Origin of the sequence: Geobacillus sp. JS12, from assembly GCF_001592395.1 — a bacterium.
In the GTDB taxonomy this organism is placed as follows: domain Bacteria; phylum Bacillota; class Bacilli; order Bacillales; family Anoxybacillaceae; genus Geobacillus; species Geobacillus zalihae.
Map to the genome: position 1 here is coordinate 467,503 of NZ_CP014749.1, position 13,219 is coordinate 480,721.

Annotated in this window: 14 protein-coding genes and 1 pseudogene; 11 read left to right on the forward strand and 4 right to left on the reverse strand. The window is 52.3% G+C overall.

The features are described from left to right. The first annotated feature begins 75 nt into the window (after positions 1–75). Positions 76–978: a HEAT repeat domain-containing protein gene (locus tag A0V43_RS02380; RefSeq protein WP_236930900.1), complete on the forward strand. Its 903-nt coding sequence runs from the start codon at positions 76–78 to the stop codon at positions 976–978. Then, a pseudogene (locus A0V43_RS02385) lies at positions 975–2,383 on the forward strand (glycosyltransferase family 2 protein). The gene A0V43_RS02380 and the pseudogene A0V43_RS02385 overlap by 4 nt, the downstream one beginning before the upstream one ends. A gap of 431 nt (positions 2,384–2,814) precedes the next feature. Here A0V43_RS02385 and A0V43_RS02390 read toward each other — a convergent pair. Both A0V43_RS02390 and A0V43_RS02395 read right to left on the reverse strand, forming a co-directional pair. After that, positions 2,815–3,249, reverse strand: a complete 435-nt coding sequence (locus tag A0V43_RS02390) for a YkyB family protein (RefSeq protein ID WP_015374330.1) — start codon at positions 3,247–3,249, stop codon at positions 2,815–2,817. A gap of 68 nt (positions 3,250–3,317) precedes the next feature. Beyond that, a complete protein-coding gene (locus A0V43_RS02395; protein ID WP_063192300.1) occupies positions 3,318–4,187 on the reverse strand; it encodes a metallophosphoesterase in 870 nt (289 codons plus the stop codon). A gap of 142 nt (positions 4,188–4,329) precedes the next feature. On the opposite strand from A0V43_RS02395, the gene fadH reads away from it, so the two are divergent. The 9 genes from fadH to A0V43_RS02440 all read left to right on the forward strand — a co-directional run bounded on the left by fadH (position 4,330) and on the right by A0V43_RS02440 (position 11,228). Continuing rightward, positions 4,330–5,097, forward strand: a complete 768-nt coding sequence (fadH, locus tag A0V43_RS02400; RefSeq protein WP_013523307.1) for a 2,4-dienoyl-CoA reductase — start codon at positions 4,330–4,332, stop codon at positions 5,095–5,097. A 435-nt stretch (positions 5,098–5,532) separates the two neighbouring features. Beyond that, positions 5,533–6,750, forward strand: a complete 1,218-nt coding sequence (locus A0V43_RS02405; protein WP_063192301.1) for an EAL domain-containing protein — start codon at positions 5,533–5,535, stop codon at positions 6,748–6,750. A 48-nt stretch (positions 6,751–6,798) separates the two neighbouring features. After that, positions 6,799–7,032, forward strand: a complete 234-nt coding sequence (locus A0V43_RS02410) for a hypothetical protein (protein ID WP_063192302.1) — start codon at positions 6,799–6,801, stop codon at positions 7,030–7,032. A gap of 187 nt (positions 7,033–7,219) precedes the next feature. Further along, entirely contained in the window at positions 7,220–7,423 is a 204-nt protein-coding gene (gene abbA, locus A0V43_RS02415; protein ID WP_013145903.1) for an antirepressor AbbA, read from the forward strand. Between the two features lie 102 nt (positions 7,424–7,525). Then, a complete protein-coding gene (gene cbpB / locus A0V43_RS02420) occupies positions 7,526–7,999 on the forward strand; it encodes a cyclic-di-AMP-binding protein CbpB (protein WP_011230548.1) in 474 nt (157 codons plus the stop codon). 196 nt (positions 8,000–8,195) lie between these two features. Further along, entirely contained in the window at positions 8,196–8,906 is a 711-nt protein-coding gene (gene dapD, locus A0V43_RS02425; RefSeq protein WP_063192303.1) for a 2,3,4,5-tetrahydropyridine-2,6-dicarboxylate N-acetyltransferase, read from the forward strand. Positions 8,907–8,965: 59 nt separating this feature from the next. Next, the gene (locus A0V43_RS02430) at positions 8,966–10,099 is read left to right on the forward strand and encodes an N-acetyldiaminopimelate deacetylase (protein ID WP_063192304.1); all 1,134 of its coding nucleotides are present in this window, start codon (positions 8,966–8,968) and stop codon (positions 10,097–10,099) included. A gap of 55 nt (positions 10,100–10,154) precedes the next feature. Then, entirely contained in the window at positions 10,155–10,397 is a 243-nt protein-coding gene (locus A0V43_RS02435; protein ID WP_011230551.1) for a YkuS family protein, read from the forward strand. A gap of 168 nt (positions 10,398–10,565) precedes the next feature. Continuing rightward, positions 10,566–11,228 (forward strand): potassium channel family protein, encoded by a 663-nt coding sequence (locus A0V43_RS02440; protein ID WP_013145901.1) that lies wholly within the window; start codon positions 10,566–10,568, stop codon positions 11,226–11,228. Between the two features lie 71 nt (positions 11,229–11,299). Here A0V43_RS02440 and rnjA read toward each other — a convergent pair whose 3' ends face one another. Both rnjA and A0V43_RS02450 read right to left on the reverse strand, forming a co-directional pair. After that, entirely contained in the window at positions 11,300–12,967 is a 1,668-nt protein-coding gene (gene rnjA / locus A0V43_RS02445) for a ribonuclease J1 (RefSeq protein WP_063192305.1), read from the reverse strand. After that, a complete protein-coding gene (locus A0V43_RS02450; protein WP_063192306.1) occupies positions 12,964–13,179 on the reverse strand; it encodes a DNA-dependent RNA polymerase subunit epsilon in 216 nt (71 codons plus the stop codon). The genes rnjA and A0V43_RS02450 overlap by 4 nt, the downstream gene beginning before the upstream one ends. Positions 13,180–13,219 lie beyond the last annotated feature (40 nt).

Sequence of the window (13,219 nt, forward strand, 5' to 3'; positions counted from 1 at the left end):
CTGTTAGTAAACCTCTTTCTCTATTTGGTGGTGCGAAAATGGAGGGAAAATAGACGCCAGGCAGAGATCAGGGTTTTGAAGAAGCGGTTCCATCTTCCGCTGTTTCGTTATGTGCTCGGCGAAGAGGAAGAGCTGCCGTTGCCGTCTTCGCCGCTTGAGCGTGAGGCGATGATGGAGCTTCTTGACCATTTCGCTTCGCTCTTGAAAGGAGAAAAGGTGCAGGAGAGAATCCGAACATTGGCGGAAAAGCATTTTCAAGGATGGCTGCGCCGCCGGTTGTCAAGCCGGGATTGGAGCGAGCGGATGAACGCACTGTTTCTGATCGAGGATTTGCAGATGAAGGCGATGCTGCCGGAGATGGAGCGGTTGTACCTCTCCGACCGGGTGACGAGAGGAGAAGAAGCAAAACTGTTGACGATTTTCGCCCGATTTGACTATAGCTCAGTGGTGGCCTACGTGCTTGAGCCGAAATATGAATTGACCGAGTTTGCGTACCGAGTTATTTTTGGCCATATGAGCGAGCGGCTGCTTCGACAGGTGGAACAGCGATTTGATGAGCTGACGCGGGCGGGGAAATGCGCGTTCGTGGATATGATCGGCATCCGCCGGCGCGAGGAGCGGTCGTTTTTGCTGGAGCTGTTGGCATCCGATGAGTTGGAGCTTCGCGTTCGCGCGCTCAAGGCGATGGCGGAAATCGGCATGCCGCTTGAAGCGGAGAGGCTCAAGCAGCATTTGTGCTCCTCCCATTGGCAAGAGCGGCTGATGGCTGCCCGTCTGGCGGGAAAATGCCGCGAAGAGCGGCTTCTTCCGTTGCTGTATGAGCGGCTTAGCGACCGCTCATTTGTTGTTCGTTCCGAAGCCGCCGCGGCCATCGCGCGTCTGCCGGGAGGCCGAACGGCGTTGCGCGCCGCGGCACGCACAGCATCGGATCGTTACGCCCGCGATATGGCGAGGCAGTGGCTTGGAGGAGGAGAATGATGGTGGAAGCGTGGCGTTCGTTTCTTTGGGTCGCAGGACATATTGTACTGATTTACATGGTCATCGTTCTTCTTTTTTATGCCTTTTTGCTTGTTGTCTCGTTCATCCATTTGCGCCGCATTCATCGTCTTGATGACTGGGAGCCGTATGAAGAGCTGCTCGATGCGAGCTATGCCAAACCGATGTCCATTCTTGTTCCCGCTTATAATGAGGAAGCGGGCATCGTCGGCTCGGTGCGGTCGCTGCTGGCTATTGAATATCCTGAGTACGAGGTCATTGTCATTAACGATGGATCGACTGACAAGACGCTTGAACGGCTGATTGAGCATTTTCATTTGCAGCCGGTCTATCGTGTCATTCGCCGCCAGCTGGATGCAAAGGAAATTAAGGCGGTTTATCAGTCGCTTGATTATCCGCATTTGTTTGTGCTGGATAAAGAAAACGGTGGGAAAGCGGATGCGTTGAATGCGGGAATCAATGCCTCCCGCTATCCATACATTTGCTCGATGGACGGCGATTCGGTTTTGGAGCGGCGCGCGTTTTTGAAAGTGATGAAACCCATGCTTGAGTCCGACGGGGAGATCATCGCTTCTGGAGGAAGCGTCCGCATCGCCAATGGCTGCCGGATTGAACGCGGTGAAATCGTCCAGGTCGGGTTGTCGCGGCGGCCGCTCGTCATTATGCAAACGATTGAATATTTGCGTGCGTTTTTGCTCGGCCGTCTCGGCTTAAGCCGCCACAACTTGCTGCTGATTGTGTCTGGGGCGTTCGGCGTCTTTTCCAAGCCTTGGGTGATTGAAGCAGGGGATATGCCGATACGGTTGGCGAAGATATGGAGCTCGTCGTGCGTCTGCATCGACTGGCGCGGGAAAAAAACGAGGCGAAAAAAATCATCTACATCCCCGACCCGGTTTGCTGGACGGAAGCACCGGAAACGTATGGCGATTTGCGAAGGCAGCGGCGGCGCTGGCATCGCGGGCTTCTGGAAAGCTTATGGATGCATCGATCGATGCTGTTCAATCCGAAATATGGCTCAATCGGCCTTCTTTCGCTGCCGTATTTTTGGTTCATTGAACTGCTTGGCCCGGTCGTGGAGCTGATCGGCTATATGGTCGTTGTTTTCTCCTTATTTCTTGGAAACTTGTACGTCGAATTCGCTCTTTTGTTGCTGACGGTTTCCGTTTTGTATGGTTCGCTCTTGTCCGCCGCCGCCGTCTTGCTTGAAGAATGGACCGAGCGGAAATTCCCAAACGTCTCTGATTTAGTGCGGCTTTTCTTCTTCTCGTTGACCGAGACGCTTTGGTACCGGCCGCTTACAGCATGGTGGCGATGCGAGGGATTGATCGACGCTGTTCGCGGGAAAAAGCAATGGGGGAGCCTAAAGCGGAAAGGGGTTTCAGCGTAGCCGGCAGAACAGCGGCTGGGTTGTTTTAGAGGGCTGGTGATTGAACAGGGAAGGCGGCTCAATCCTGTTTTTCCTCAAACGGAGAAGCCTTACGGATATTGGCTCTTCACCACAACATGTACTTGACAAGCAATACGGTTTCCTGCACAAAGATGTGCAAAAATCACTGATTTGTTGATTTTCCCTCACAAGCGTAAATAGGGTATGTTCAGAAAAAATCAAGTACAACTTTTGGTGAAGAGCCACAAAAAAATTCGTCATCAGCAGAAGGATGAACATGTCCCTATATTGAGCGCTGCCACTTTACACATTTTGGAGTTCGGGTATTTTTAGGATTGGTGAAAAAACAGGGTGAAACAAAAGAGAGATCGATGTTTCTGCTGCCGGCTCGGTGCTAAGATGCCCCCCTTGTTGAAAAAACAGGCGTCCGCTTAATAGCGGTCGCCGAGTCGTTTAAATACGGGTTTTGTCAGCCGTTTCGGCTTTTGTTCCGGCTTTTCTTTTAATCCGGTGTAGGCCATGAGAATGGCTTTTGCCTCTGACAGCGGCATCCGAGCCGGAGGGTTGCGGTATGAATCGTTGAGAGCGCCAAGGTGCGGAAGGGCGGCGAAATCTTGTTTTGTCGGTGGGATGTGGAAGTAGTAGTCGCCGACGGCGACAAGCACGTCGGATTGTTGTTGGCTGTATTTCGGATTGCGGGAAAAATGGAGGCCCACTTTTTTCGCCTTCCCCTCCTCGAGCAGCTTTTCAATCGCCTTTTTCTTTAGAAGATAAAGGAATGCGGGATTCAACGCGGTTTTCGCATGGCGGTTGACGGTAAAAATCGCTTTGGCAATATTGTCGACCGTCAATTGCAACGGTTTCATCGGCATGTCTCCTTTTTTCTTTCTATTATAACATAGGAAGCAGCGTTGTTGGTCGGTTTGTCCTACTTCTAGCCGGGGGTAAGCGAAAAAACGGTCAACTCCGGCGGAGCGAAGAAGCGAAGCGGCACCCGCGTCGTGCCAAGGCCGCGGTTGACGTACAACAAGAGTCCGCCGACGTGGTAAAACCCTTCATAATACCGCTCAGACAACGGCGGCGTGATAAGCGGCCCGATAAACGGCAACTGAATTTGCCCGCCGTGGCTATGGCCAGACAGTTGAACGTGAATAGGGAAGCGGCGAGCCTCAATGGCACCGTCCGGCTCATGAACGAGGGCGATCGTATATGTCGCCCGCGGAATGCCGTTGGTCATTTTCGACCAGTCCGGGCGTCCGAGCATCATATCGTCGCTGCCGGCGATCGCGATCGCCCCGTGGCCGCGCCGGACGAGTGCATGCTCATTGACGAGAACGCGGAACCCGGCTCGTTCCATCAATCGACGGTAAATATCTGTTCCATAGCCGCCGTGATCATGGTTTCCGTAAATACAAAATTTCCCAAGAGGAGCGCGGACGCCGGCCAACGCCTCAGCGACCGCGTCGACGTGCCGATACCGGTTCGCCTCATGGAGCAGATCGCCTGTGAATACGACGAGATCGGGCCCGAGTTCGTTGATGCGGCCCATGATGCGGTAAAAGCGTTCCAAGCCGTAATAATGGCCGAGATGGAGATCACTGAACTGCAGCAGCTTGACGCCGGCAAACGACTTTGGGATCAGCGGATGCGACAGTGCATGGTGCGTCACGGTCAGCTCGGCTGGCTCAATCCAGCGGGCGTAGCCAGAGGCGGCTGCCATCGCCAGCGCTGCGCTGAAACTTGTGCGCGCCAGCTTTTTCAAAAAGGCGCGCCGGCTTAGTTTGGTTGTTTCGATATGGTGCATCGTTTCGCCGTCCTTTCACAAGTAGCTTTATTATAACGAAAAGGGGAGAGAAGGACAATAGGGGAACAATAATGTTCGAATATTCCGCTATTTTATGATATGATAGAAATGAATGAGTAATCAGTCATAGGAGGAGAAATGGATGAATGGAAAAGTGATCATTGTGACCGGCGGGTCGAGCGGAATGGGGAAATATATGGCGAAGCGGTTTGTTTCTGAGGGGGCCAACGTCGTCATTACGGGAAGGCGGGCCGAGGCGCTCGAAGAGGCCAAGCGGGAAATCGCCGCGCCGGATGGAGGGAAAGTGCTTACGATCCCGATGGATGTGCGCAACCCGGAACAAGTGGCGCACATGGTGGAGCGGACTGATGCGGAATTCGGCCGCATCGATGCCCTCATCAACAATGCGGCGGGCAATTTCATTTGCCCGGCGGAAAAGTTGTCGATCAACGGCTGGAACAGCGTCATTAACATTGTGTTAAACGGCACGTTTTACTGCAGCCGGGAAGTCGGCAACTACTGGATTCAGCGCGGCTTGAAAGGGAACATTATCAACATCGTTGCGACATATGCCTGGCATGCCGGCGCCGGGGTCATTCATTCAGCGAGCGCCAAGGCTGGAGTGCTGGCCATGACGCGCACGCTTGCTGTGGAATGGGGGAAAAAGTACGGCTTCCGCGTCAATGCGATCGCTCCCGGACCGATCGAACGGACCGGCGGGGCGGAGCGGCTTTGGGAATCAGAGGAAGCGGAGCGGATGACGTTGGAAAGCGTGCCGCTCGGGCGGCTCGGGACGCCGGAAGAAATCGCGGCGGTCGCCTCGTTTTTGCTTTCGGATGAAGCCGCTTACATTAACGGCGCTTGCATCACAGTCGACGGCGGCCAATGGCTGAACCGGCGGCCGTTTTAACATCTTTCCGAAAGAAGTCTCCCACTTTGAAACGAAGTGAAAGTGGGAGATGAATTTCGGTTGGCGTTAGCCAACGAATAGGATAGAATATGGCTAGAACGGACACCTTCGGAACGAAGGGAAGCGTAAAGGGTTCTTGTGTGTGGCTTACCGTTCGGCGAACACACACAAGTCGCTTGAAGCCCCCATCTCTAAGTGAAGCGTAGGTGGTGGGTAGTTCACTCAAATTTGCCGTAAAGAAAGATGGTCCTCACCCAAAAGGGATTGCAGGCGGTATTTCTTCATTGATCGCGGGCAACCGGCTCATTGCACGTAACGGCTTTTGTCACAAGCGGATTCCCTGCTGTCAGGGGAGCCGCTTTTTTACGTCAGGAACGATTGGGCAATTATGCTATAATAAAGGCAAAGATGGTCGATGGGAATGAGGTGGGCACGATGGATGCATTAGACGTTATGGCCAACTTGCCGCAAGTGATTCCGCACTATCAACCGATTTTCAGCGCCGATGAGCATGGGGTCGTCGGCTATGAAGTGCTCGGTCGGTTTCAAACGGAAACAGGGCCGGTCAGCCTTGGGCCGTTTTTTCACGATGAAGCCATTCCAGAAGAATTTCGCATCGAAGTAGATGATGTGGTTACGAAAAAGGCGCTCGACTATTTTCTGTCGCTTGATGATCAAACGTTGCTCATTTTTTTAAACCGTGATGCCAACTTGCTGATGCTTGACCGCGGCGAGTCGTTTTTGCAGCTGCTTCTCACCTACGAAGCGAAAGGGTTGGCGCTAAGCCGCATCGTTTTGGAAATCAACGAGCAGCATTTCAAGGGAGACGTCGATCAGCTCAGCCATCTATTGACGTATCTTCGTACATACGGCGTTAAAGTGGCGGTCGACAACATCGCCGAACATAGCATTCATCTTGAGCGAATCGGCGTCTTGTCGCCTGACATTTTAAAAATCGATTTGCGTGAATTGCGGAAAACGTCCGTTCATCAAGCATACCAGGAAATCGTTCACTCGATTTCGCTGTTGGCGCGCAAAATCGGAGCGACGCTCCTGTATGAGGACATCGAAACGTCATTTCAGCTTCAGTATGCTTGGCGGCATGGCGGCCGCTATTATCAAGGGTATTATTTGGCCAAGCCGGCGCCTGAGGTTGTGCCGCGCGATTTGTTGAAAGACTTGCTCCGCCAAGAGTGCCATCGCTTCATCCAGCAGGAAAAGAAAAAGCTTGAAACGCTGTATCAAATTGCTGAGCAGTTTCAGCAGCGGATCAGCGCGCTGCTTGGCAAATACAAAAAAGCCGCCGATTTTAACGAGCTCATTTCCCTGTTGGCCGGCGAGCTCGACGATGTTTGCTTCCGCATTTATGTTTGTGATGAGGACGGCTTCCAACAGTCGGGCAATATGTTCAAGCGCGGCGGCCGGTGGGAGCTTCAGCCGCAATATTATATGAAAAACTGGAGCTGGCGCCCATATTTTTTGGAAAACATTATTCGCATGCGCTCGCGCCGAAGAGGGATTTTGTCCGATTTATACACGGATATTGAAACAGGGGAAACGATCCGGACGTATTCGTATCCGATCGATGAGCGCCATTACTTGTTTATTGACTTGTCGTACAGCTATTTGTTTGAGCATGACGCCCATTATTGACTGCATAAAATCGCCTCATTGCGGCAAAGTAAGCATGAGGTGAAACGTATGGCACAGCTGACTTTCGTATTATCTGTCCTTTCTGTATTGATTGCGGTGATTGGATTTATCTATACGGTCCGTCTCGGCCGCCAGCAGCGCTGGCAAGGAGAGCTTGACGGGCCGATCCCGAAAACGGTCGAGGAGCATGCCTATTTGCGCAACCCGATATTGCTTGCGTATGTGCTCGCCGTCTTGCTTGCTGTGTTTGCCATCGGTTATTTGGCGCTTCGATATGATTGAACGGAAGGTGTCCCAACAAGGCGGGACACCTTTTTTGATGGCCGCCATGCACAAAATATCACGCATCTGTCTGCTTTCAAGGAGAGAAAACCGTTTTTTGGTCGCTTGGAAATGACGGTTTTTTCCATGACTTTTTTCCTTTGCCGGCGAATATATATGGAAGCGGAAGAGGCAAAGGGGAATGGAGATGACGAAGCGGCTGCCGACAAGGCTGTCGGGCGAGGAAGCGGCGTTATTGCTTGACGTTTTGTTCAGCCAGCAATATGCACTCGAGCTCATCCGCTCCGAGCTGGCGGATATCGAAAACGGAGACAAGGAGGTCGATGAACACCGGTACCGGCAGCTGTTGCGTTTATACGACCGCCTGTTGACAGAGGAAGAGGAAGGATAAAAATTGTTGTGCACTATCGCTATCGCAGGAAGCGATAGTCTTTTTTATGGTATGATAACAGTGTGGAGAGGAGAAGATGCAGAAGAAAGGCGGAACATCGGCATGACATGGGAACACAATGAATTCATGCAAATGACTGTCAAGCCATTTCTGATTCCGGCGGATAAAGTGGCGCATGTGCAGCCGGGAAATTATTTGGATCATGCGCTGCTCGTCCTGACGAAAACCGGCTATTCGGCGATTCCGGTATTGGACACATCTTATAAGCTTCACGGGCTCATCAGCATGACGATGATGATGGATGCCATTTTAGGATTGGAGCGCATCGAATTTGAACGTCTCGAGACGATGAAGGTCGAAGAAGTGATGAACCGAAACATTCCGCGCCTGCGGCTTGACGACAGCCTGATGAAGGCAGTGGGGCTTATTGTCAACCATCCGTTCGTGTGTGTGGAAAATGACGACGGCTATTTTGCAGGCATTTTCACTCGACGGGAAGTACTGAAGCAACTGAATAAACAGCTGCACAGGCCTAATGGCGGCCGGAAGCTAGGCCGAAAAGAGGCTGAACAATGAGTAGAAAGGTAATCGTGTGCAATAACAAGAGCAGCTGGCTTTGGCTGATCAGTTCGGAAGCTGCGTGGCAACTTCCGCAAGTACAAGCCTTCGAGAAGATATTTACAGCATTTTGCTCGATGAATTTGTGCTTGTCACAATGATCTCTGTTTTGCTAAAGTAAAAAAGAATACAGGTGTAAAGGAGGATATCGCCCATGAAGATGATGGACGCCAATGAAATCATTTCCTTTATTCAAAACAGCAAAAAATCGACACCAGTCAAAGTATACATAAAAGGGGATCTCGAAGGCATCGATTTCGGCTCAAGCGCGAAAACGTTTATTACCGGCAACGTCGGCGTCGTGTTTGGCGAATGGCAAGACATTCAAGCGGCAATCGAAGCGAATCAAGACAAAATCGAGGACTATGTCGTCGAGAACGACCGCCGCAACTCGGCCATTCCGCTTTTGGATTTGAAAGGCATCAGGGCGCGCATTGAGCCGGGCGCTATCATCCGCGACCATGTCGAAATCGGCGACAACGCCGTCATTATGATGGGAGCGGTCATCAATATCGGCGCCGTCGTCGGCGAAGGAACGATGATCGACATGAACGCGGTGCTCGGCGGCCGGGCGACGGTCGGGAAAAACTGCCATATCGGCGCCGGCGCGGTGTTGGCAGGCGTGATCGAGCCGCCATCAGCCAAGCCGGTCGTCATTGAAGACGATGTGCTCGTCGGGGCGAATGCCGTTATTTTGGAAGGCGTCACAGTCGGCAAAGGAGCGGTTGTGGCTGCCGGCGCCGTTGTTGTCGAAGACGTGCCGCCGTATACGGTCGTGGCTGGCGTGCCGGCGCGCGTCATTAAGCAGATCGACGAGCAAACGCGGGCGAAAACGGAGATTAAGCAGGAGCTTCGCCAATTATAATCATCATAAAAGCTGTCCCTTCACACGAGGACAGCTTTTTTACCCATGGAGGAGAGACGATGTCTGCGATCAGCCCATTTGTCGCCATTCGCCGCGACTTGCATCAAATTCCGGAGCTTGGGTTTCAGGAGTTTAAGACGCAGCAATATTTGCTTCGCTATATCCAGTCCCTGCCGCAAGAGCGGCTTCAAGTCCGGACGTGGAAAACCGGGATTTTCGTCAAAGTCAACGGAACATCGCCGTGCAAAACGATCGGCTACCGCGCCGATATGGACGGGCTGCCGATTCGCGAGGAGACCGGCTTGCCGTATCGGTCGAAACATGAAGGGCACATGCACGCGTGCGGCCACGATGTGCATATGAGCATCGCTCTTGGCGTGCTCACCCATTTTGCTCATCATCCATTGGAAGATGATTTGCTGTTTGTGTTCCAGCCGGCCGAGGAAGGACCGGGCGGAGCAAAGCCAATGTTAGAAAGCGACATCATGCGGGAATGGAAGCCGGATATGATCGTCGCCTTGCATATTGCGCCGGAATATCCAGTCGGTACGATTGCAACGAAAGAAGGGTTGCTGTTTGCCAATACGTCGGAGCTGTTTATTGATTTGAAGGGAAGAGGTGGCCACGCGGCGTTTCCGCATTTAGCGAATGACATGGTCGTCGCCGCCTGCGCATTGGTGACGCAGCTGCAGTCGATCGTCGCCCGCAACGTCGATCCGCTTGACAGCGCGGTCATTACGATCGGAAAAATTGCCGGCGGGACGGTGCAAAACGTCATTGCGGAGCACGCCCGGCTCGAAGGAACGATTCGGACGCTGTCGACTGCAGCGATGCAGAAGGTGAAGCGGCGGATTGAAGCGATCGTGCATGGCATTGAAGTTGCGTACGAATGTGAAACATCCATCGATTACGGTGCCATGTACCATGAAGTGTACAATGATCCGGATCTGACAGCGGAATTTATGAAGTTTGCCAAGGCGCACGGCGGCGTGAATGTGATCCGTTGCAAAGAAGCGATGACTGGCGAAGATTTCGGCTATATGTTGGCGGAAATTCCTGGATTTATGTTTTGGCTCGGTGTTGATTCGCCATATGGGCTGCACCATGCAAAACTGGTTCCGAACGAGGAAGCGATCGACCGCGCCATCGCGTTTTTAATCGACTATTTTTCATGGAAAGGAAACGCAGAATGAAGTATAGTTCCGCCTCTAGCAACACACATTAATGAGTGTGAGGAGGTGGATTGTGATGGCGAAAATTGGTGTTGAGCCATCGTTGACGGATGTACAGGAAGCGTTGAAAGAGCGAGGATATGACGTTGTGCCGCTCCGAGGGGAGCAAGACGCAAGAGGCTGCGACTGCTGCGTCATTACCGGCCTGGACGCCAATATCGCCGGCATTCACAACATCGTGACGTCCGGTCCGGTCATTGAAGCGAGCGGGCTCACCGCAGAAGAGATTTGCCAAAAAGTCGAAGAAAAACTTCGCTGATGACGAACGTTCGGACTGTGTGCGCTGGCAGCCCGTTTTTGGCGAAATGGCGAAATCGCATAGCGTAAAGGAATGGTGGAAAAGGAACGAAGAACGTTTTCGTTCCTTTTTCTTTTTTGCTAAAATAAGGGGAAGAAACAATGCTTGATCAACGATGGAGGAGTGTCAATGAAAAAGAAACAGTTTGCCGTCATCGGCCTCGGGCGCTTTGGCGGCAGCATCTGCCGGACGCTGAGCGAACAAGGGATGGAAGTATTGGCCATTGATATTGATGAAGACCGGGTAAACGAATTTGCGTCGATCGCTTCGCACGCCGTCGTCGGCGACACGACCGATGAAAACGTGCTGAAAAGTTTAGGCATCCGCAACTTCGACCATGTCATTGTCGCGATCGGCGACAACATCCAGGCGAGCATTTTGACGACCCTGATTTTAAAAGAGCTCGGCGTCAACCATATTACGGTCAAGGCAACGAACGATTACCATGAGAAAGTGCTGAAAAAAATCGGCGCTGATCAAATCGTGCATCCAGAGCGCGACATGGGCGAGCGGATCGCTCACAATTTGATTTCCAACAACGTCCTAGATTATCTGGAGCTGTCGGACAAATACAGCATTGTTGAAATCGTGGCAAGCGAGCGGCTTGACGGCCATTCGCTTTTGGAGCTTGACATCCGCGCCCGCTATGGCATCAACATCGTCGCCATCAAGCGTGGAGCAAGCGTCATCGTCTCCCCGCTCGCTTCGGAAATCATCCGCAAAGGCGACGTGTTGGTCGTCATCGGCGCTGACAGCGACATTGACCGGTTTGAGGAAAAAGTGGTCGGTTGACGGCTGGCAGGCGGCCTGTGCATGATGATGACGGAAAAAGGGCATCCTTTTGCAAGGACACCCTTTTTTCTTTAGATTTCCATGATGATTGGCAAAATCATTGGCCGCCGTTTCGTCCGCTCGTACAAGAACGGAGCGAGTGTTTCCGTAATTTCGTTTTTGATCTCCGACCATTGGTTCGTTTTCCGTTCCAGCACTTTTTCGAGATGCTTGGAGATCAACACTTGCGCTTCGCTGATCAAGTCGCCTGACTCACGCATATAGACGAAGCCGCGAGAAATAATGTCCGGGCCGGCGGCGATTTTGAACTCTTTCATGTTGATGCTGACGACGACAATCACAAGCCCTTCCTCAGACAAAATGCGGCGGTCGCGCAAGACGATGTTGCCGATGTCGCCGACACCGCTGCCGTCGATGTAGACGGAGCCGGACGGGATCTTGCCGACGATGCGCGCTTCTTTGTCGCTGATGCCAAGCACTTCACCGTTGTCCATAATAAAGCAGTTTTCCTCCGGCACGCCGCAGTCGATGGCGAGTTTGGCGTGCATTTTTTGCATGCGGTATTCGCCGTGGATCGGCATGAAATATTTCGGTTTCATCAGCCGGATCATCAATTTTTGTTCTTCCTGCCCACCGTGGCCGGACGTATGGATGTCGTTGAGCGGGCCATGGATGACTTCTGCACCGGCGCGGTACAGCATGTTGATTGTCCGGTTGACGCTCACCGTGTTGCCCGGAATCGGCGATGAGGAAAAGACGACCGTGTCGCCCGGGATGATTTGAATTTGCCGGTGCGTGCCGTTGGCGATGCGCGACAAGGCGGCCATCGGCTCCCCTTGGCTGCCGGTGCATAAAATCGTCACCCGGTTGGCCGGCAGGCGGTTGATTTCGTTCGCGTCGACGAACGTGCCTTTCGGACATTTGATATAGCCGAGGTCTTGTCCGATCTCAATCGCCGCTTCCATGCTTCGACCGAAGACAGCGATTTTTCGGTTGTTGGCGACGGCTGCTTCCGTCACCTGTTGGAGACGGTGGATGTTGGATGCAAATGTGGCAAAAATGATGCGTCCTTCCACCTTGCGGAAAATGTCGTGAATGCTTTCACCGACGCGCCGCTCCGACATCGTAAAATGCGGGATCTCGCTGTTCGTGCTGTCCGACAGCAGGCAAAGAACTCCCTCTTTCCCAATTTCGGCCATTTTTGTCAAATTGGCCGGCTCGCCGACCGGCGTAAAGTCGAATTTAAAATCCCCAGTGTGAACGATTTGCCCGACTGGCGTTTTCACAACAATACCGTAGCTGTCCGGAATGCTGTGTGTCGTCCGGAAAAAGGTGACGGCCGTTTTTTGGAAGCGGATGACATCGTCTTCGCGAATCTCAATGAGTTTCGCTTGGCGCAACAATCCATGTTCCTCAAGCTTATTGCGAATCAGCCCAAGCGCTAATTTGCCGCCGTAAATCGGGATGTTCACCTGCCGGAGCAAATACGGAATGCCGCCGATATGGTCTTCGTGCCCGTGGGTGATGAACAGTCCTTTCACTTTGTCCGCGTGCTTCACTAAATAGGAGTAGTCTGGAATGACATAGTCGATCCCAAGCAGCTCATCTTCCGGAAACTTAATGCCTGCGTCAATGACAATAATTTCGTCTTGGAATTGTACGCCGTATGTATTTTTTCCGATTTCACCCAGTCCGCCGAGGGCAAAAACGCCAACTTGCTGGTCAGCTAACAGCTTCATGATGAAATCTCCAATACTTGAAAGTTCGGGCTTTTCTTTTCGTATTCTAGATGCGCTCCCTCTAACGGCTGAATATACTCAATATTGATCGGACGGCCTTCGAGTTTTCGGCGTACATCCCGCTCTGATTCTGCTTCGATGTAGAGTGTTTTCGTTTTTTCTCTCACGGGCACCTCGTCTACGTTTTCTTGGTAAAACACTTTGAAAATCATCGTGAAATCTCTCCTTATCGTACAATGGTTGCTCTATCTA